Genomic DNA, 19,218 nt, shown 5'->3' with positions numbered 1-19,218 from the left:
GCGGCTAGGCCTCCGGTCGCGGAAACGCCACCGGACTGCGCAGCCCCGCCCGGTTCACCGCTCGCACCCCGAAGAACACGTTGTCCTTGGACAGGTCCACCTCGTGGGTCGTCACATCGCCCACGGGGACGACGTGGGTCCACTCCGGGGACGTCGTCTCGCGCCAGACCACCTCGTAGCCCGCCAGGTCGGGTTCCGTGCCCCGGGTCCACACCAGCTGCGTGGAGTTGGTGAGGGTGGTGGTGATGATCCGGGCGTCGCGCGGGGTGCCGGGGGCCTGGGCGAGGGTCCAGAGGGTCGCCGCGTTCACGCGGGCCACTCGGGCGACGTACCGGAAGTCGCAGAACTCCGGCAGGTCGCCGTACTGCTTGCCGTCCTCGTCGACGCGTACGTCCTGGTGCTGGTGGGCGAAGTCCTCGGCCGGCTCGGTGAAGCGTGCGGCCGGGTAGCCGCGTTCCAGGAACGGGATGTGGTCGCCGCCCCGGCGATAGCGGTCGCGGCGGTAGATGACACGGACGTGCATGCCTGTGGCGTCGTTGTCCGCCACATCCCGTACGAAACGGGCCAGTTGGCGCGTCGCGGAGTCGTTCTCGCCGCCGACCGAACGGCGGATCGCGGCCTGTTCCGGAGTCTCCGACGTGGGCACGCCCTCGGCGAACAGGCGGACCGTGTACGGGTCGCGCGTACCGTCGTCCGCCGTCGGGCTGCCGACGATGTCGTTGGTGAACATGCCCTGCACGTCCGCGCCCGCCGCCTTCAGCTGCTGCGCCATGTGCGCGGCGCCGTACAGGCCCTGCTCCTCCCCCGCCACCGCCGCGAACACGATCGTCGACGCCGGGCGCCGCGTCGCCATCACCCGCGCCAGCTCCAGCACCACCGCCACCCCGGACGCGTCGTCGTCCGCGCCCGGCGAGTCCGAGGTGGCGTCCATGATGTCGGTGACGCGGGAGTCGTAGTGCCCGGAGACGACGTACACCCGCTCCGGTGTCACCGACCCCCGCAGCGTCGCCACCACGTTCGTGATCCGGGTCGCCGTCGGGATCCGCGGGGCGGGTTCCTGGACGTACGACTGGAGCTCGGCCGTCATCCGGCCGCCGGACGCGGCGGCGTAGGAGCGGAGCTCGGCGAGCAGCCAGTCGCGGGCGGCGCCGATGCCGCGCCGCGGGTCGTCCTGGCTGGAGAGGGTGTGCCGGGTGCCGAAAGAGACGAGACTGCGGACGGAAGCCTCGATGCGGTCGGAGTCGATCTCCCGGAGCAGGGCGCGCAGTTCGCGGGTGGGGCGCTGAGCGGTCGCCGGTGGGCGGTAGCCCGACGGCGCCGCGGCCTCGGCCTCAGTCGCCGCCGCGACTCCCAGCGCCGTCGCGCCGGTCGCGGTGAGTACCGTTCGCCTGCTGGGGCTGGGACGCATGTGTCCTCCTGGGCCGACGCGCACACACGTGAGCGTCCATGGTCGTGGACACATCAAACTCCCGCAAGAGCGTCACTCGCACTGCACCGGCACCCGCAGGCACGGAAGATGGCCCTCGTCCCGGATCACCTTTTGGCTGGTGGACTCGTCGAAGTAGGCGAGGAAGCTGGCGGCTAGGGAGCCGGGGCGGGGAGTGCCGTAGGTGTAGGCGTACTCGACGTCCTTGTACGGGTAGCGGCTGCTGCCCAGCTCGATCTGCTCGTCGTCGGGCTGGTCACCGTTCAGGGGCACCCTGCGCAGGTCGTCACCCCGCGCCTCGGCGAGGGTGAGTTCGCTGTAGCCGATGGCGCCGGGCTGTTCCTCGACCTTGTCCAACACGGCCCTTGTGCCGGGGAGTTCGCAGCGGGTGACGGTGTCACCGGGCCGCTCGGGCGGCGTGCAGTCCAGTGACGTGCTCGGCGCCCCTTCCCACGCGTTCAGCACCCGCTCCTGGAAGACCTGCCGGGTACCCGACTCATCGCCCCGGCTGACCAGGACGATCGGCAGGTCGGCGATCTCCTTCACCTCGGGGACGACCTGCCCCCAGCGCTGGTACTCGCCCGCGTAGATGTCCCGCACCTCCTGCAGGGACAGACCGTGCGAACCGAGGTCGATGTCCTTGTGCACGACGACGGTGAAGACGGACAGCGCGACCTTCTTCCCCTTCAGCTTCCAGCGCTCGCCCATCGGCCCGTCCGAGAAGGCGATCACCGACCGGGCGTCGTCCCGGTCCAGGTGCGCGAGTTCGGTGACACCGGCCTCGCTGCCCCGCGCCTCGACCGAGATGTGGGCGCCCTCGCACTTGTTCTCGTACCGGTCGGCGAGCGTCCGGACGACCGGCTCGAAGGCGGTCGAGCCGATCACGGTCAGCTCGCCCCGCTCGCACTCGATCGGGTTGCCGTCACGCAACACGATGATGCCGGCGAGGCCCAGGAGGGCGAGGATGAGCGCGCCGCTGAGCAGCCGGGCGGGGAGGCTGAACAGGCGCTGCTTCTCGTCCGGCGTGGGGGAGCTGTTCTGGTGCACCTTGCCCTCGTGGAGGCCACCGATCAGCTTGACCTCCCCCTCCACCTGACCGCCGGAGAGCAGCACGAGCAGCTTGAAGTGGTCGCCGGGTTCGAGCGGGACCCGCGGGATGGTCACCTTGTTGTCGTGGTGGTCGAACCCGTTCCGGCGGATGAAGTGGCTGTTCAGATGATCGATGCCGGACGGCTGGGTGACCGCGACGGCCTGGACCGTGCGCCCCGTGAACTCGGCGGTCAGACCGTGGATGTCGGACGACGTGTAGTCGCCCTGGTCGATGCTCCGTCCTCCGTCGTTCTCGATCCGCAGCAGGACGAGCGAGGCGCGGGCCATGTTCGGTACGTCGAAGTCCCCGAGGCGGGGGTTGGACGACACCCCGTCACCTATGGGGGTGTCCATCTGTACGCGGTAGCCGATCAGCTTGCGACGCGGCACCCAGCGGTCGTACAGGAACGTCGCGAGGGCCGCGGCGACACCGAGGACGGACGTGCCGACGGCGATGACGTTCTCGTTGTTCAGCCACTCCCACACTGGTGGTCCCCCGCCACTCCAGAGCTCAGATGGTGGGGTCACCGTACGTCTGTCCGAACAGCCCGTCAGGGCCGTGCCCGCAAAGTTCGCTGTACGTTCAACTTACCTACAGGGAACGGGACTTCGGCCGTGGCCGGGCACACGTCACTGGCGCCGGTACGTCAGTTTCTCCCCGGTGGTCCCGTTCACGCGCTGCAGGCTGCCGTCCGGCAGGAGGGTGATCTCGGTGGCCGCGCCCGGTGTGCAGGCGGTGGCCGGTTCGCCGACCGTCACCGTGGACGGGCCGACCCGCACCGGGCCGTCCGCACCCGGCGCCGCCGCCAACCCTGCCTGGAACACGCAGTGATAGCTGCCGCCGCCGTCCACGGGCCCGTCCGCGACGAGGGACAGGACCGTGTCGCCGACCTCGCCCTGCTGAAGGGTCAGCCGCCGGGTGTGCTGCCCGCTCGCGTTGTCGATCGTGGCCGTCCAGGTGCCGAGATAGCCGCTGGGTATCGCCCCGTCGGCGGGCGTGGACGAGGCCGACGGTTCCGGGGTCGTGGTGGGGGCGTCGGGGGTGGTCGGGGCGGAGGAGCCGGCGGGCGTGGAGGCGGTCGGGCCGGCCTGCGGGGTCTCGGTGCCGTCCATCAGCGCGTACACCGTCCCACCGGCGGCGAGCGCGACGACCAGCGCCATGGCGAGGAGCGCGACGGTGGTGCGGCCGCTTCTGCGGGGCGGCTCCTCGGGAGGGAAGGCGGGGGGTGAGCCGTAGGGACGCGTGGGGCCGAGACCGCCGTAGGGGCCGGGGGTGTGCGAAGTGGCGGCGTACGGTCCGTTGGGGTACGCGCCGCCGTTGGCGGGTCCGTACATGGGGACGTACGGCGGTGGCGGCGCCGCGCTCTGCGCGGAGCCCTGGCCCTGGGCCTGCTGGGGATGGCTCTGCCCCTGCTGCGCAGAGCCGTACGCCGGGTGCGGCGGGGCCGGTGGTGCGGCGCCCTGGGCCGCGGCCACCGTGGGCATCCGGTCCAGGGGCTGCGCTCCGGGCTGCTGCCCCGCGGCCGCCGGTGCCGCCTCGTCGGCGGCGGACGCGTGCTCGGGCGAGGCACCCCGGTCGGCGTCGGCGCCCCCGGCCCCTTCCGGATCCTCCCTCTCCAGCAACTGCACCGCGTGCCGCCCGAGTTGGGCCACCAGCCCGCCCGGCAGCCAGGGCTCCCGGGACCGCCCGCCGGTGAGGGTGTCCTCGGCGCCCGTGCGCCGAAGGATGTCGTCCAGTGTGGGCCGGGCGGCCGGGTCCTTGCGCAGGCAGTGCCGTACGAGATCGGCGATGCCCTCGGGTACGCCGTCCAGGTCGGGTTCCTCCTGGGCGATGCGGAACATCAGGGCGTGCACCCCGCTGTCGGCGCCGCCGAAGGGGAGGTGGCCGGTGGCGGCGTAGGCGAGGACGGAGCCGAGGCAGAAGACGTCGCAGGCGGGCGTGATGCGGTCGCCGCGCACCTGCTCGGGCGCCATGAAACCGGGCGAGCCGACGAGCGCGCCGGTCCGGGTCAGGCCCCCGTCGGTGACGGTCTCCATCGCCCGCGCGATCCCGAAGTCGATGACGCGGGGCCCGTCGATGGTGACGAGCACGTTGGACGGCTTGAGGTCCCGGTGCACGATCCCGGCGGCGTGGATGTCCTTCAGCGCGTGCGCGAGCCCGGCCGCCAGGATCCGTACCGAACGCTCGGGCAGCGCCCCGTGGTCCCGTCCGACGACCTGCTGCAGGCTCGGTCCGGCGACGTACCCGGTGGCCACCCACGGCACGGCCGCCTCGGTGTCGGCGTCGAGCACGGGCGCGGTCCAGTGACCGCCGACCTCCCGGGCGGCCCGCACCTCCTGCCGGAACCGTGCCCGGAACTCCTCCTGCGCGGCCAGTTCCTTGCGCACCAGCTTGACCGCGACGGTCCGCCCCCGGTCCGACCGCGCCAAATACACATGCCCCATGCCGCCGGCGCCGAGCCGCGCCAGCAGCCGGTAGGCACCGATCCGCGGTGGATCCCCAGGCCCCAGTCTGTCCACGGCGAACCCGCCTTCCCCCATCCGCCCCTGTGAGATGACCGAAGAATAATCCGGCGATAGGGGGAGACGGCCGGGCCGCTTTCTACGGTTCCGTAACGGAAGCGAGCCATCCGCGGTTCCTACGGCTCCCCCGCGGCCGTCGGCATCCCCACCTCGTCGAGCACCCGCGACAGCCGCTCCAGCACCCGTACCGTCTCCTCGAAGCCCTCCTCCCCCAGCGCACGAGCCAGCCGGTCAGCGAAGTCCGCGTGCCCGGGGTCGATGCGGCGCACCGCCGCCAGGCCCGCCTCCGTGGGCGCCAGGAGCTTGGCGCGGCGGTGGGCGGGGTTGGGGCGGTATTCGGCCAGGTCCCGTTCGACCAGCAGGTCGGCGATGCGCTGGACGCTCTGCCGGGTGATGCCCATCGCGCGGGCGATCCCGGCGACGGGCAGCGGCTCGGGCAGCACCGCGCCCAGGACCTGCCACCAGGCCGCGGTGAGCCCGGCCGGGCGGGCCAGTTCCTCCGCCACCGCGAGGAACTGGCCGTTCAGCCGGAAGACGCCGAGCGCGCCACGGCTGAACAGGTCCTGCCGCCGGCGGCTCACCGCGCGCCCGCCTGTTCGAGGACGGCGTACGCCTCGGGGTCGGAGTCGTGGAACAGCCGGTACCAGGCGTCCAGCACCTCACCCTCGTACACCCCGAGCAGCCGGAAGATCTCCCGCGCGAAGGCGACCGGCTCGGTCGGCCCGGCGGTGATCAGGTCGCCGTCGCTGACCGCGTCGGCGTCGACGTACCGTGCGCCGCCCTGGTAGCCGGTCGCGGCGAGGTAGAAGGAGACCGCGCTGGTGTGGTCGCGGTCGTCGAGCAGGCCCTCGCGGGCGAGCCCGGCGGTGGCCCCGCAGATCGCGGCGACGGGCACCCCGGCGGCCAGGAACGCGCGCGCCTTGCGGGCGAACGGTGCGAGGTCGTCACTCGTGTCCCACAGGTCGGCGCCCGGGAGGATCAGCAGCGAGCTGTCCTCGGGCCGTACGTCGTCCAGGGCCAGGTCCGGCTGGACGCGCAGGCCGCCGATGCTGGTGACCGGGGCGGTGGTGGGACCGACGGTGCGGATCTCGTACCCGGCGCGGGCGAGATACGCCGTCGCGTGGCCGGTCTCCCAGTCGGCGAGGGTGTCGTAGACGGCCAGATGGACGGGCTTGCGGCTGCTGTTCATGACGCCTCCTGGGTCATGCGGCGAATCCCTATGACAGGATGCTGTCACTTTCGACAGCATCCTGTCAATGCCATGCGAGGGTGTGCCCGTCGACAATCTGTCGCGGAATGTGCGAGACCCCATACAGGACGCCGATGTCGCGTCCGCATCCCGGACATTTACCCTCGGCGGCATGACCCCTCAGCCCCATCCCGCCGCCGGTGCAGCCGTGAAGGCCGCGGACCGTGCGCATGTGTTCCACTCCTGGTCCGCGCAGGAGCTCATCGACCCGCTCGCCGTCGCCGGTGCGGAGGGGTCGTACTTCTGGGACTACGAAGGCAACCACTACCTCGACTTCACCAGCGGCCTCGTCTACACCAACATCGGCTACCAGCACCCGAAGGTCGTCGCCGCGATCCAGGAACAGGCCGCAACCCTGTCCACCTTCGCGCCCGCCTTCGCCATCGAGGCCCGCTCCGAGGCCGCCCGGCTGATCGCCGAGCGCACCCCCGGCGACCTCGACAAGATCTTCTTCACCAACGGCGGCGCCGACGCCGTCGAGCACGCGGTGCGGATGGCGCGGCTGCACACCGGCCGCCCGAAGGTGCTGTCGGCGTACCGCTCTTACCACGGCGGCACCCAGCAGGCGGTGAACATCACCGGCGACCCGCGCCGCTGGGCCAACGACAGCGGCACGGCCGGAGTCGTGCACTTCTGGGCGCCCTTCCTGTACCGCTCGCGCTTCTACGCCGAGACCGAGGAGCAGGAGTGCGCGCGGGCGCTGGAGCACCTGGAGACGACGATCGCCTTCGAGGGCCCGGCGACCATCGCCGCGATCGTCCTGGAGACGATCCCCGGGACCGCGGGGATCATGGTGCCGCCGCCGGGGTATCTGGCGGGCGTGCGCGAACTTTGCGACAAGTACGGGATCGCCTTCGTCCTCGACGAGGTGATGGCGGGGTTCGGACGGACCGGTGAGTGGTTCGCGGCGGACCTGTTCGACGTCGTGCCGGACCTGATGACCTTCGCGAAGGGCGTGAACTCCGGATACGTACCGCTCGGCGGGGTCGCCATCTCCGGCGAGATTGCGTCGACCTTCGGCAAGCGGCCGTACCCGGGCGGACTGACGTACTCCGGCCATCCGCTCGCCTGTGCCGCCGCCGTCGCGACGATCAACGTGATGGCCGAGGAGGGCGTCGTCGAGAACGCCGCCCGGCTGGGCGCCGAGGTCGTTCAGCCCGCGCTGCGGGAGCTGGCCGAGCGGCACGCGTGCGTGGGCGAGGTGCGCGGCGTCGGCATGTTCTGGGCGCTGGACCTGGTGAAGAACAAGGAGACGCGCGAGCCGCTGGTGCCGTACAACGCGACCGGTGCGGCCAACGCCCCGATGGCGGCGTTCGCGGCGGCGGCGAAGGCGGGCGGGGTGTGGCCGTTCGTGAACATGAACCGGACGCACATCGTGCCGCCGTGCAATGTGACCGAGGCCGAGCTGAAGGAGGGGCTGGCGGCGCTGGACGCGGCCCTGTCGGTGGCCGACGAGCACACCGAGTAATCACGGCCCGGCATCCGAGCGCGTAAGGTGGCGTGCTCGTGGACCCCCACCGCGGGGATCCCCACCGCGGGGACCCCCACCACGGGGACCCCCACCATGGGGACCCACACCACGGGGACCCACCACGAGCACGCCATCCGCACGCGACGAGGAGACCCCCGACCATGCCCGGCACCAGCGGCAACGGCGCTGTGACCCGCAGCACCCTGCGGCAGCAGATCGCGGACGCGCTACGCGACGAGGTGCTGGCCGGACGGCTGCAGCCGGGGCAGGAGTTCACGGTCAAGGAGATCGCCGACCAGTACGGCGTCTCCGCGACGCCGGTCCGTGAGGCGCTGGTCGACCTGTCCGCGCAGGGCCTGCTGGAGGCGCTCCAGCACCGGGGCTTCCGGGTGCGTGAGTACTCCTTCGCCGACTTCCGCGGGCTGGTCGAGGCGCGCAGCCTGGTCATCGACGGCATGTTCCACGCCCTCGACCGCGGCCGGGGCGGCCCGCCGCACGTCCAGGACCCCGACGACCCGTACACGGCCGCCGCGCTCGCGGGCGTGCGCCGGCGCGGCGAGGAGGCGCAGCGCGCCGCCTGCGCCGGGGACCTGACCGTGCTGATCGGCTACGACCTGCGCTTCTGGCGCGAGCTGAGCAGCCTGTTCGGCAACCCCTACCTGGTGGACTTTCTGCACCGGCTGCGTGTGCAGTCCTGGGTGTGCGCGGTGCAGCATCTGCGCCGGGTCACGGATCTGCGCGGTCTGCTGTGGGCCGGCCACACCGAACTGATCGATGCGCTGTCCCGGCGCGACACCGACGCCGCGCGCTGCATCATCGCCGGGCACAACACGCACGCGCTGGCTCTGATCGAGCGGCTGGCCACCGGCTGACGTGGGTATGGGACCTGCACACGGGGACTGCATAAGCGGTCCCGCCCCGCACCACACGGATTACCCTTCTTCGACCACCGTGCTATGCGCTGCCCCCGTCATCACCCCGCGCCGCCTGCGTTGTGAGGAGCCCTCTTTTGGCCTGTGACCTGTGGCTGGTACCGCTCGTCGACGTGTTGTGCCACACGCCCGACAACCCGTTCGCCGAGGAACTCGCGCATTACAACAAGGTGCTCGCCGAGGCCGGGCTGCCGCCGGTGCCGGTGTACCAGTACATGCCGGGACTGTCCGGCGACGTCGCCCCGGTGGCCGGTTTCGACTACGACGCGCTGCACTTCCTGCGCCGCGCGTACTTGCTCCAGGTGTGCGGCCTGCCGGTCACCCCGGTCGACGAGTTGGGCGGAGACTACGAGCAGCTCCTGGAAATGTTCGAGACAACGGCCCAGCAGTCACATCTCGTCTGGCACTACGACCACGCGGGAGCGTACGTCCCCGTCGACTTCCCGCACCCGTTGTCGGACGACGAACTGCTCGCGGGGGGCGGCCCGCTGGGCTCCTCGCAGGCCCTGTTGCGTGAGCTGGAGTTCGTGGCCCCGTCGATCGGCATCGACCCGGCCAACCCTCCGGCGGCGCCGCAACCCCCTCTAGTCCCCACAGAGTTGGAGGAACCCGCCGTACCCGCCCCGTACGACCCGAGCCCGTTCGCCCGCGAACGGCACGTCTGGCTGGGGCTGCACGCGGCGGCGACGCGGAGCCTCGCGCAGGGCTCGATGATCGTGTTCAGCTGAGGCCCGCTCAGCGAGACTGCGCGAGCCCCTTCAGCAGGTCGTCGGCGGTCATCACCGGAAAGATCTCGGTCCGGGCGTTGAACTGGGTGAGGAACGGCTCCAGTTTGCGCGGCAGTTCGGAGCTGTCCTGAAGGTCGAACACGATGAAGCAGGTACGGCGCCCCTCCGCCGGCCCGAAGTAGGCGGCCTCCGGCTTCAGCGGCTCGACGGCCTCCTTCAGAAACTCCGGCAGCTTGCCACTGCGGAGGGCCTCGTTCGCCTTGTCGATGTCGAGTGTGGCCTTGAGCATGACGCGCATCGCTCTTCACCTTCTTCTGGCAGAGGGCGCGTACGGCGTCAGGATATGCCTGGTTTGCAGGGATTTCCCTGCCGGGGAGGACACGGGAGCCGACGCCCTCCCCGCCAGGACGGCTGTCAGCTCTGCTCGACGACGCGGATGGTACGGATGCCTGTGCCGCGGTAGCGGGTGGGCGTCCTGGTCAGTACGGGGCGGCCGTGCGGCCACTCGACGGTGGGCAGGGCGAGGTGCAGCACGTGAGCGCCGCTCCAGTCCGGCTCATCCTTGCCGTACACACCGTCGTCCCCGGCGGTCGCTGTCCGCAGGCGCTTTCCCACGGCGGTCGCCGCGGCGAAGTCGAGCCCCTCGATGGTGACGGACGGCAGGGCGCCGAGGTGCTCGGCCACCCCCGCCCGCTCCCGCTCGGCGGCGGCGAGGCTGAGCGCCGGGATGTACACGCGCAGGGCGGGGTTCTTCTCGGCCTCGACGACGAGCCGGGAGGCCATGCTGTTCCCGGCGCCGAGCGCGAGGGCGGCGGTGTCGTCGAAGACGACGGCCCGCGGCAGCGGATACTGACCCTTCTCGGTCACTGGACCTCCCCGATGCGCCCGGCCTCCAGGTCGGCCCACAGCTTCTCGCCGGCCTTCTCGTCCTCCTCGGTGTACGGCCTGCCGAGGAAGTGCTCCTCCACGTACGCCTTGGTCTCCTCGTACCGCTTGCGCAGCTCTTCCTTGGTGGGCGTGGCGCCGGCCAGCTCCCCCACGAGGTCCCGCATGCTCATGCCGCGATCCCGGGCCAGCTCCTGGAGGCGGTCTCGGACTGCGGGGTCGACCTTGATCGTGGTGTCAGCCATGAGCACAGTATACCGGCGGTATACCACCTCAGGGCGTACGAGTGCGACGGTCATCGACACTCCGTTTCTTTCGAAGGGCCCGGCACGCGGATGCGAGCCGGGAGTCTTTCCAGACCTACGCGGCCACCGCCGGGTGTGCCGGGTGCTTGTGCCGGAGCCGGTTCTCGATGAGGGCGGCGGGTGAGTGCACGCGCCTCGGCAGCCCCTCGGTCAGCGCCGCCCGCACCTGTGCGCTGCTCAGCCCCGCGTCCCACCACTCCACCACCAGCGGCGCGAGCCGCCACACCTGGGAGGCGCCGAGCATGAGGCAGGGATGCGTGATACCGAGCGAGCCGAGCAGCCTCGCGGCGAGCACCGTGCGCTGATGGCCCGACGAGGCGGACTCGCCGGAGGTCAGGTTCCGAACTTTTTCAGGTTCACCCGCACGTGACTCGTCTTCGTACGGAGTGTCGAACACCTCGTAGACGGCGACGAGTTGCCCCGTCTCCCGGTCCCCCCGCAGCACCGTCCGCAGATACCGCGATTCCTCCAGCTCACGCAGGGCCCGAGCGATCCGCCCCAGGCCTTCCCTGCGCTGCTCGGCGAGCGCGCGGACGGTGACGCGGGTCGCGCCCGGGAGGCTCAATAGGTACGCCAGTACGCCCACCGCGCACCAGGAGATGCTCCGGTCGGAGAGAAGAGTGTGAGAGAGAGCTGAAAAGGCGCGCATGGGCGCCGTACGATGAACGCGCATCTGGAGGGTTAGCTCCTGGTGTCGTGCCCCCGGGTGTTGCCGCACCGCGGGGGCGTTTCATTGATCTACTGGCGTGACTCTAAGGGCACGCAGAGCGACGAGCGCAAGCCGGAACCGGCTTTTCCCAGGCGGAAGTTCGCTTGTTTCACTCAGGGGAGTGAAGGGCGGAGCGTCAGGCGCAGGAGGTGCGGTAGGACAGGTGTGGGAAGAGGCCTTCCCACTGGTCCTTGGGGACGCTCTGGGGGTACGCCTTGCACATCTCCTGGTAGAGCTGATCGGTGTCGAAGTCCAGGACGTAGGTGCTCCGGTCGGCGAGGGAGCTGCCCCAGGTGCGTTCCACGGTGACCGCCAGCCAGGAGAGGCCCTCGGGCGAGTCCGCGCGGGGCAGGTGGAGGTCCTCCGCGTTCGCCAGCTCCACGAACTCCGGGAAGTCCCACTCGCCGTCGGGACCGACGGTCCAGATGCGGTACGGGCTGCCCGTCACCGCGTGGCGGCCGTCCGGGGTCATGGCGATGAAGGAGACCGCGCGGTCGAGCCGTAGGTCCCGCTTCTTCTGCGGACGGGCCGGGTCCGTGACGTCCCAGAACTGGACGGTGCCGTCGCTGAGTGCTGTCGCCAACTCCCCCTTGCCGGTGGGGAAGTAGGCGCCCGGAGCGCCCGGGATGCGGCCGCCGCCGGCCGGGCGCGCGGGCCGGGACAGGTCCCACACGCGGATGACGTCCCCGACCTCCTCCGTGACGAGCTGCCGCGACCCGGCGTCGTACATCGCCCTCTTCATCAGCGCAACGTCCTTCACGCGCCCTGCCTTGCGGGGCCGAGCCGGGTCGGAGAGGTCCCACAGGACGAGATCCGCACGGTCCTCGATGGTCGCCAGGGCGCGGTCCCCGGCGAACCAGAGCTCTCCCGTGGTGAAGAGATCCCCACTGATCGGTGCGTCGACCGTGCCGACGCGCACCGGCTTCGCCGGGTCCTCGATGTCGTACAGGGCGATGCCCTGTTCCTCCGCCGAGCCCGCGGCCAGCAGTCGGCCGTCCGGGCTCACCACGACGCGCGGGACGTCGGCGGTGAGGTGGATGCCGCGGCCCCTGACCGGCTCGCCGTCGGAGTCGAACGTCCAGAACTGGAAGGTGTGCTCCAGTCCTTCGGTCCAGTAGTGGGCAAGGAGCACGGGCTTCTTGTGGCTGTTGAGGAAGTAGTTGGCCTCCCAGCCCTTCGGCAGGGTGTAGCGGACCTTCGGAGCGCGGGCGTCGCTGATGTCCCACACCCGGGTCAGGGTCGTGTAGTCGGCGTTGTCGGTCTGGGCGAGGACCAGCCTGCCGTCGCCGCTGAAGGCGCTGGTGCCCGCCTCGACGAAGGACGGCACGGTGCCCTCGATCGCGGGCGCCCAGCTCTGGCCGGGCCACAGCCGTATCTCGCCGCCCACGTCACCGGCCGCCAGGTACCGGCTGTCCGGGCTGAAGGCGACCGACTGTGCGGGCTCGCCCGACGGCAGCGCGGCGAGGTCCTGCCAGTTCTCGAGGTCCGACACCTTTCCGGTCACGTCGCCCCGTTGAACGCCGTTGTCCCGTTCCGCTCCCGCGAGGAGTCTGCCGTCCCCGCTGAAGCTGAGCGAGGGAATGCCGTCCGGGTCGCTGCCCCAGTAGTCGCGGAATTCCTCCACCTCGACGCGCCGCAGTTCCCGGCCGCCCACCAGCTCCCACCAGGCGACCTTCCCACTGGCCCCGGTCGCGACCACCAGGTCGCGCTTCGGGTGCGCGGCGACCGCCATGACCGTCTCGGCCCGTTCGGTGTCCCGCAGCGCGGGCCGGTCCGGATCGGTCAGGTCCCACAGCCGCACCTGAGCGGGCTGCTCACTGTCTCCCTGCCCGTTGCCGTTTCCGGTGATCAGGTGACGTCCGTCGCGGGTGAACGCCAGCGAGATCAGCTCCGCGTCGGCGATCGTCCGCTCCGCACGCAGCGCGGGGTGCGCCGGGTCGCTCACGTTCCACAGCCGGAGCCGGCCCGCCTCGCCGCCCGCCGCCAGGGTCCTGCCGTCCCCGCTGAACGCCAGGGTGAAGGTGACGCTCTTGGTGATCGGCAGCCGGGCCACCCGCCTGGGTGCGCGCGGGTCGGTGGTGTCCCAGAGCGTCAGCGACCTCGCCGTCTGCGCGGCCAGCAGCCGCTTGCTCGGGTGGTGGGCGATGGCCCCGGTGCCGTCCAGCTCGAACTGCCCCGCCTCCACCGGAACGGTCGGCTTCGTGACGTCCCACAGCCGCACCCTGCCGCCCCGGTGGCCGGCGGCCAGCACCTTCCCGTCCGGGCTGTAGGCCAGCTTGAGCACCGGCTCACGCTTGCGATCGGCCGGCGTGAGGTGGGTGGGCGCCACTGTCGTCGCCGCCGAGTAGAGGCTCGACCGGGTCTCGGGTGTCGGTGCCGCGCGGTACGCGGCAAGGCTGAGCCGCAGCGCCGTCCGCGGGTCGCGCTCGCGCATGATGTCGGCCTGCGCGGCCAGCTCGCGGGCGATCAGGCTGCGCTCCCGATCCGCCGCCTGCCCGTTCTCGTAGAACCCCCAGCCCGCCAGCACCCCCGCCACCAGGGCGAGGGCCGACAGCCCGGCGATCCAGGCCCGGGTGACCGATCGTCTGCGGCGCCGCGCCCGGTCGGCGGCGGTGACGAAGTCCCGTACCACCTGCCGGACGGGCGGGCGGGCCGCCGCCCCTTCGGCCGCCACCAGCGCCCTCGCCTCGTCCAGGCTCGTGCCCGTCCACAGCCCGCTGCCGTGCTCAAACCAGGACTCCGCCGCCTCCGTCAGCCGCCGCAGCCGGAGCAGATCGCCGCGCACCTCGTCGATCCAGTCGTGCAGCCGCTGCCAGGCGTACAGCAGCGAGTCGTGGCCGAGCTGTGCCCCGCCCTGCTCGTCGACGACGACGAGGCGGGCGTCGGCGAGGCGGCGCAGCAGGTCCTCGGAGCCGACCAGTTCCTCCCGTGGCACCCGGCGGCGCACCAGCCGTCCCTCGCCGTCGGCCACGTTGACCATGGCCAGCGTCAGCTCCCGCAGTCGGGTCCGGCCCTCGTCGTCGAGGTCGGCGTAGATCCGCTCGGCGGTGCGGGCGACGGCGTCACGGATGCCGCCGGCCTCCTGGTAGGCGGCGTAGGTGAGGGTCGTACCGCGTCGCCGGAGCCATATCTCGCGCAGGACGTGGGCCAGGAACGGCAGCGCGGCGGCGTCTCCCGGCCCGTCGCCCGCCCGTTCCTCGCTCACCTCGCGCCGCAGGATCTGCGGGACGCCCTTCTCCCACTCCAGCCCCTCGTACCGCGCCGGTCCGACGATGGCCGCCTCGATCTCGGCGTCGTCGAGCGCGGGCACGGTGAAGTGCTCGCGCGCCACGAGAGGGCCGAGGTGACGGTCGCGCAGGGCGTCGTCGTGGTAGTCGGCGCGCAGGGCAAGCACGATCCGGGGACCGTGGGACGCGGTGAGCGCGGCGGCGAAAAGCCGCTGCTCAGCAGGGTCGGCGGCGTGCGTGAAGTACTGCTCCAGCTGGTCCACGACGAGGACGCCGGGCGGCGCCCCGGCATCGTTGTCGGCCGCCCTGAAGACACCCTGCTCCAGGTCTCGTACGACCTCCGCGACCGGCCGCCCCACCGCCGCCGCCCAGGCCGTGGCCAGCGCCCGGAACGGATGCGCCCCCGGGGCCGCCACGATCCGTACCGGCCCCAGCCCCGCCTCCTCGGCCGCCACGGTCAGCCCCGCCCGCAGCAGCGAGGACTTGCCGACCCCGGAGGTGCCGATCACCACCAGCGGCTCACCGGGCCGGTGTGCCACGCGCCGCAGCAGCTCGCGGGTCACCTTCTCGCGGCCGAAGAAGAGGTGATGCTGCTCGGGCAGGAAGGGCACGATGCCCGGATACGGGCTGACCGCGTCCGGGTCCGCGGCGGGGGCGGCGTCCTCGGGACGGGGCGCGTAGCGGCGGTTCACGGTGAGGACCAGCTCCGCCATCCGCGCGGTGCCGCCGCCGTACGGCCGGGCGGGGCCGCCCTGGAGGCGCTGGTCGAGGAGCCGGTAGAGGCTGCCCGGCGTCAGCAGGCGGGGCCCGCCCGCGTCGCCCTCCCGCAGCAGGCTCAGCAGATGGCCCGTGAACAGGGTGTACTCGGCGCCCGTGGGGGCGTAGGCGAGGGTGTCGCGCTGCGCGGAGGCCAGCAGATAGCTGCCCTGCGGGCGGCTGCCGCCGAACGGGTCCGAGGTCGTCGGACGGCTCGGCTCGCGCGCGTTCCCGGCGAAACAGCAGTCGAGCACGATGAGCGGATCCGCGGGCCCGTCGCTCAGATAGCGCTCGATCTCGGAGTACGGCACCGAGTGCGCGGTGTCGGTGAGGGAGCTGGTCGCGGCCGTCGCGAGATACAGCCGCCCGCCCGGGCCGCGCAGCCCGTGGCCGACGTGGCAGAAGACGACGACTCCGCTCTCGTACCGCCCCTCGGTGGGCCCGGCGCGGTCCACCGCCTCGGCGAGAGCCGCCAGCACCTCGCTCGGCGACCGCGGGTCGCACAGCAGCCGTACCCGGTCGCCCATGCCGCACTCCGTGGCCAGCACCTCGGCCAGGGCCCGCGCCGAGGGTACGGCGGAGGGCAGCGGGTGCAGCAGATCCCCGGGGTGGTTCCCGGTGCCCACGACCACGGCGTGGCAGCCGGGCCCGGTCAGGTCCGGTCTCCCCCGTGACGGCACGGTCAGTTCTCCGGTCCGGCCGGGCGGCCGGTGCGTCCCTCAATAGTGTCGGGGGAGGGCGGCTGCTGAAGTGCCTGCGCCACCCGCTGGGCCAGGTCGCTGGTGCCTTCGGCGGTCAGGCCGCGCACCTTCTCGGAGGTGACGACGATCTGGGTGCCGTCGGGCTGGTTGATGGTGACCGTCTGGTTGCCCCGGCGGTTCTGCAGCCACACCACGACCGCCGCCCCGACGGCCGCCGTCGGCCCGCCCGGGGCCAGCACCAGGCTCAGCACCTCGCTCCACGCGCCCATGGCTCCCGCCGGGGCGCCGACCGGGGACTCCCGCCGGACCAGCCCGCGCAGCTCGGGGTCCTGACGCAGCCAGTCGTACAGGTCGTCCGTGGCCGCGCTCGCCCGGTCCGCGGTCTCCGTCGCAACAGCCAGTGTGATGCGCACCTTGCTCCTTCCGGGGAACACCAGTACCCAACAGCAACTGCCGCTACGAAACTAACATCCCCAACTACCCGTGCATACGGGGCAGTTGGGGATGCTTGGTGAATGACCGGAGGCCACCGGAGTGACCGGAGGTCAGAGGAACGAGTTGATCTCGATCGTCTCGTCCCGGCCCGGGCCCACGCCGATCGCGGAGATCGGGGCGCCGGACATCTCCTCCAGGGCCTTGACGTAGTTCTGCGCGTTCTTCGGCAGGTCGGCGAAGGTCTTCGCCTTGCTGATGTCCTCCGACCAGCCGGGCAGCATCTCGTAGACGGGCTTGGCGTGGTGGAAGTCCGTCTGGGAGTACGGCAGCTCCTCGACGCGCTCGCCGTCGATCTCGTACGCCACGCAGACCGGGATCTGCTCCCAGCCGGTGAGGACGTCGAGCTTGGTGAGGAAGAAGTCCGTCAGACCGTTCACGCGGGTCGCGTAGCGGGCGATCACCGCGTCGAACCAGCCGCAACGGCGGTCACGGCCGGTGGTCACACCCCGCTCGCCGCCGATCCGGCGCAGCGCCTCGCCGTCCTCGTCGAAGAGTTCCGTCGGGAAGGGGCCCGCGCCGACGCGGGTCGTGTAGGCCTTGAGGATGCCGATGACGCGGCTGATCTTCGTGGGGCCGACACCGGCGCCCGTGCAGGCGCCGCCCGCGGTCGGGTTCGACGACGTCACGAACGGGTACGTGCCGTGGTCGATGTCGAGCAGCGTGCCCTGGCCGCCCTCGAAGAGCACCACCTTGTCGTCGTCCAGCGCCTGGTTCAGGATCAGCACCGTGTCGGCGACGTACGGGCGGATCTGGTCGGCGTAACCCAGCAGCTCCTCGACGACCTGCTCGACCGCGATGGCACGGCGGTTGTAGAGCTTGGTGAGGATCTGGTTCTTGACGTCGAGCGCCGCCTCGACCTTCTGGGTCAGGATCGACTCGTCGTACAGGTCCTGGACCCGGATGCCGACGCGGTTGATCTTGTCGGCGTACGTCGGGCCGATACCGCGCCCGGTCGTCCCGATCTTCCTCTTCCCGAGGAAGCGCTCCGTCACCTTGTCGACCGTCACGTTGTACGGCGTGATGATGTGCGCGTTGCCGCTGATCAGGAGCTTGGACGTGTCGACGCCACGCTCGTTCAGCCCGCTCAGCTCGGAGAGCAGGACAGATGGGTCGACGACGACGCCGTTGCCGATGACCGGCGTGCAGCCGGGGGACAGGATTCCGGAAGGGAGCAGATGCAGTGCGTACTTCTGGTCGCCGACGACGACGGTGTGGCCGGCGTTGTTGCCGCCCTGGTAGCGCACTACGTAGTCGACCGACCCGCCTAGCAGGTCCGTCGCCTTTCCCTTGCCTTCGTCACCCCACTGAGCACCGAGCAGCACAAGTGCGGGCACGCGCGTACACCCCTTCCGGGCGGGGCATGTCCAAGGTCAGGGGCGTACGCGGTGGGTCGTGCCGCCGCGTGCCCCGCGGCCGTCGTTGGCCGCGACCGTCGGACCGGGTGCCCCGGAATAGACGAAGCCCCTGGCGCAATAGCGCAAGGGGCTCTTGCACAAAGATGCTACCCGAGGAAGCGAGGCATGACCGAGGTGGCGACTTCCGCGATGTCCGATCAGCTGCTGGTGATCATCGATCCGGTCGCTCGGAGGACGGACGGGGAGTCCGTCCGCATCGCGAAAGACGTGCTCAGCGCGGGTGCGGCCACCAAGGTGTGCCTGCCGGACGGGCCGGAGGAGTTCGCCCGGGCGCTTCAGCGAAGGGGGTCTCGGCGGCCGGTGGTGATCGGCGACGACCGCGCCCTGGTGCGGGCGGTGTCCCTGCTGCACCGGCAGCGGGAGCTGGCCGGAAGTGTGCTGTCGGTCGTCCCCGTGGGGTCCGCCGTCGGGCTCACGACGGCACTGGGTGTGCCGTCGAGCGCGGTGTCGGCGGCGCGGGCCGTGCTGGAGGGTGTCGAACGGCGGCTGGATCTGCTCGTCGACGACAGCGACGGCGTGGTGCTGGGGGCGCTGCGGATCCCGCCGGTGCCGCTGAGCGAGGCGGGCTCGGCCTCGACGCGGGCTCCGTGGCTGCGGACGTGCCAGTCCCTCGTACGCACCTTGGTGGCGGCCCGTCCGGCGCGCGCGCCGTCGGTGCCCGCGCCCGGGCCCGCGCGGCTGCGGGTCGAGGTCGACGGGTCGACGCTGGTGGATCTGGACCAGCCGGTCGAGGCCGTGTCCCTCGCCCCGGGCGGCTCGGGCGCGGCGGAGGTCGAGGTACGCCCACTGTCGCTGGGCGCGGAGGCCACGCCGGTACGGGCGGAGGGGCGCACGGTGACCGTATCGGGAGCGGACTTCCGGTACCGGTCGGACGCGGGGGTGAGCGGGCCGGTGCGGACGCGGACTTGGCGGGTGTGGGAGGGGGCTTGGGGGTTGACGTTGCCGGGTGGGTGAAGGGTTGCCGGGCGGGTGAGGGGCCGGGCCGGGTTCAGGGCGCGGGCAGGTGGAGGGCCGGGCCGGGTGAAGGGCCCTGGCGGGGTTCAGGGCCCGGCCAGGTGGAGGGCCGGGTGGAGGGCCAGGCCGGGTGAAGGGCCCCGGCGGGATTCAGGGCCCGGCCAGGTGGATGGCCGGGTGAAGGGCCCTGGCGGGGTTCAGGGCCCGGCCAGGTGGATGGCCGGGTGAAGGGCCCTGGCGGGGTTCAGGGCCCGGCCGGGTGGAGGGCCGGGTGCAGGGCCCTGGCGGGGTTCAGGGCCCGGCCAGGGCCCTGCACCCCGCCAGGGCCCTGGCGGGGTTCAGGGCCCGGCCAG

Annotated in this window: 16 protein-coding genes; 4 read left to right on the top strand and 12 right to left on the bottom strand. The window is 71.9% G+C overall.

Annotation, left to right across the window (positions count from 1 at the left end; all coding sequences use genetic code 11):
• Window positions 1–4: 4 nt before the first annotated feature.
• From SSP24_RS19815 to SSP24_RS19795, 5 genes are all read right to left on the bottom strand, one after another.
• The gene (locus SSP24_RS19815) at window positions 5–1,408 is read right to left on the bottom strand and encodes a M28 family metallopeptidase (RefSeq protein WP_141310986.1); all 1,404 of its coding nucleotides are present in this window, start codon (window positions 1,406–1,408) and stop codon (window positions 5–7) included.
• A 72-nt stretch (window positions 1,409–1,480) separates the two neighbouring features.
• Window positions 1,481–3,001, bottom strand: a complete 1,521-nt coding sequence (locus tag SSP24_RS19810; protein WP_141310985.1) for a PstS family phosphate ABC transporter substrate-binding protein — start codon at window positions 2,999–3,001, stop codon at window positions 1,481–1,483.
• A gap of 144 nt (window positions 3,002–3,145) precedes the next feature.
• Window positions 3,146–5,035 carry a serine/threonine-protein kinase gene (locus SSP24_RS19805; protein ID WP_141310984.1) on the bottom strand — a complete coding sequence of 630 codons (1,890 nt, stop codon included), beginning with the start codon at window positions 5,033–5,035 and terminating at the stop codon, window positions 3,146–3,148.
• Window positions 5,036–5,154: 119 nt separating this feature from the next.
• Window positions 5,155–5,619, bottom strand: coding sequence for a MarR family winged helix-turn-helix transcriptional regulator (locus SSP24_RS19800; protein WP_141310983.1), 465 nt, complete (start codon window positions 5,617–5,619; stop codon window positions 5,155–5,157).
• Window positions 5,616–6,227 (bottom strand): type 1 glutamine amidotransferase family protein, encoded by a 612-nt coding sequence (locus SSP24_RS19795; protein WP_141310982.1) that lies wholly within the window; start codon window positions 6,225–6,227, stop codon window positions 5,616–5,618. Before SSP24_RS19795 ends, SSP24_RS19800 begins: the two co-directional genes overlap by 4 nt.
• 172 nt (window positions 6,228–6,399) lie before the next feature.
• Here SSP24_RS19795 and SSP24_RS19790 point away from each other — a divergent pair, with 172 nt between their 5' ends.
• The 3 genes from SSP24_RS19790 (at window position 6,400) to SSP24_RS19775 (ending at window position 9,418) form a co-directional block, all read left to right on the top strand.
• Window positions 6,400–7,755 (top strand): aspartate aminotransferase family protein, encoded by a 1,356-nt coding sequence (locus SSP24_RS19790; RefSeq protein WP_141310981.1) that lies wholly within the window; start codon window positions 6,400–6,402, stop codon window positions 7,753–7,755.
• Between the two features lie 164 nt (window positions 7,756–7,919).
• Window positions 7,920–8,630, top strand: a complete 711-nt coding sequence (locus tag SSP24_RS19780; protein WP_141310980.1) for a GntR family transcriptional regulator — start codon at window positions 7,920–7,922, stop codon at window positions 8,628–8,630.
• A 137-nt stretch (window positions 8,631–8,767) separates the two neighbouring features.
• Window positions 8,768–9,418 (top strand): putative DNA-mimic protein, encoded by a 651-nt coding sequence (locus SSP24_RS19775; protein WP_141310979.1) that lies wholly within the window; start codon window positions 8,768–8,770, stop codon window positions 9,416–9,418.
• Between the two features lie 7 nt (window positions 9,419–9,425).
• On the opposite strand, the gene SSP24_RS19770 is transcribed toward SSP24_RS19775, so the two are convergent.
• The 7 genes from SSP24_RS19770 to SSP24_RS19740 all read right to left on the bottom strand — a co-directional run bounded on the left by SSP24_RS19770 (window position 9,426) and on the right by SSP24_RS19740 (window position 17,830).
• Complete coding sequence (locus SSP24_RS19770; protein WP_141310978.1) at window positions 9,426–9,716, bottom strand: DUF3303 family protein; 291 nt, start codon at window positions 9,714–9,716, stop codon at window positions 9,426–9,428.
• Between the two features lie 116 nt (window positions 9,717–9,832).
• A complete protein-coding gene (locus SSP24_RS19765) occupies window positions 9,833–10,285 on the bottom strand; it encodes a PIN domain-containing protein (protein WP_141310977.1) in 453 nt (150 codons plus the stop codon).
• On the bottom strand, window positions 10,282–10,548 hold the full coding sequence (locus SSP24_RS19760) for a cupin domain-containing protein (RefSeq protein ID WP_229865537.1): 267 nt from the start codon (window positions 10,546–10,548) through the stop codon (window positions 10,282–10,284). The genes SSP24_RS19765 and SSP24_RS19760 overlap by 4 nt, the downstream gene beginning before the upstream one ends.
• Before the next feature lie 115 nt (window positions 10,549–10,663).
• Window positions 10,664–11,194 carry a hypothetical protein gene (locus SSP24_RS19755; protein WP_141310975.1) on the bottom strand — a complete coding sequence of 177 codons (531 nt, stop codon included), beginning with the start codon at window positions 11,192–11,194 and terminating at the stop codon, window positions 10,664–10,666.
• 259 nt (window positions 11,195–11,453) lie between these two features.
• Complete coding sequence (locus tag SSP24_RS44940) at window positions 11,454–15,926, bottom strand: nSTAND1 domain-containing NTPase (protein ID WP_141310974.1); 4,473 nt, start codon at window positions 15,924–15,926, stop codon at window positions 11,454–11,456.
• A 56-nt stretch (window positions 15,927–15,982) separates the two neighbouring features.
• Complete coding sequence (locus SSP24_RS19745; protein ID WP_141310973.1) at window positions 15,983–16,414, bottom strand: effector-associated constant component EACC1; 432 nt, start codon at window positions 16,412–16,414, stop codon at window positions 15,983–15,985.
• 132 nt (window positions 16,415–16,546) lie between these two features.
• Window positions 16,547–17,830, bottom strand: a complete 1,284-nt coding sequence (locus tag SSP24_RS19740) for an adenylosuccinate synthase (RefSeq protein ID WP_141310972.1) — start codon at window positions 17,828–17,830, stop codon at window positions 16,547–16,549.
• Between the two features lie 186 nt (window positions 17,831–18,016).
• Here SSP24_RS19740 and SSP24_RS19735 point away from each other — a divergent pair, with 186 nt between their 5' ends.
• Window positions 18,017–18,865 (top strand): diacylglycerol kinase catalytic domain-containing protein, encoded by an 849-nt coding sequence (locus tag SSP24_RS19735; RefSeq protein WP_141310971.1) that lies wholly within the window; start codon window positions 18,017–18,019, stop codon window positions 18,863–18,865.
• The last annotated feature ends 353 nt before the right edge of the window (window positions 18,866–19,218 follow it).

It is taken from the genome of Streptomyces spinoverrucosus (assembly GCF_006539505.1).
GTDB classification, from domain to species: domain Bacteria; phylum Actinomycetota; class Actinomycetes; order Streptomycetales; family Streptomycetaceae; genus Streptomyces; species Streptomyces spinoverrucosus.
The sequence above is the reverse complement of the archived record's forward strand: the minus strand, read 5'-3'. Positions and strand labels throughout refer to the sequence as shown.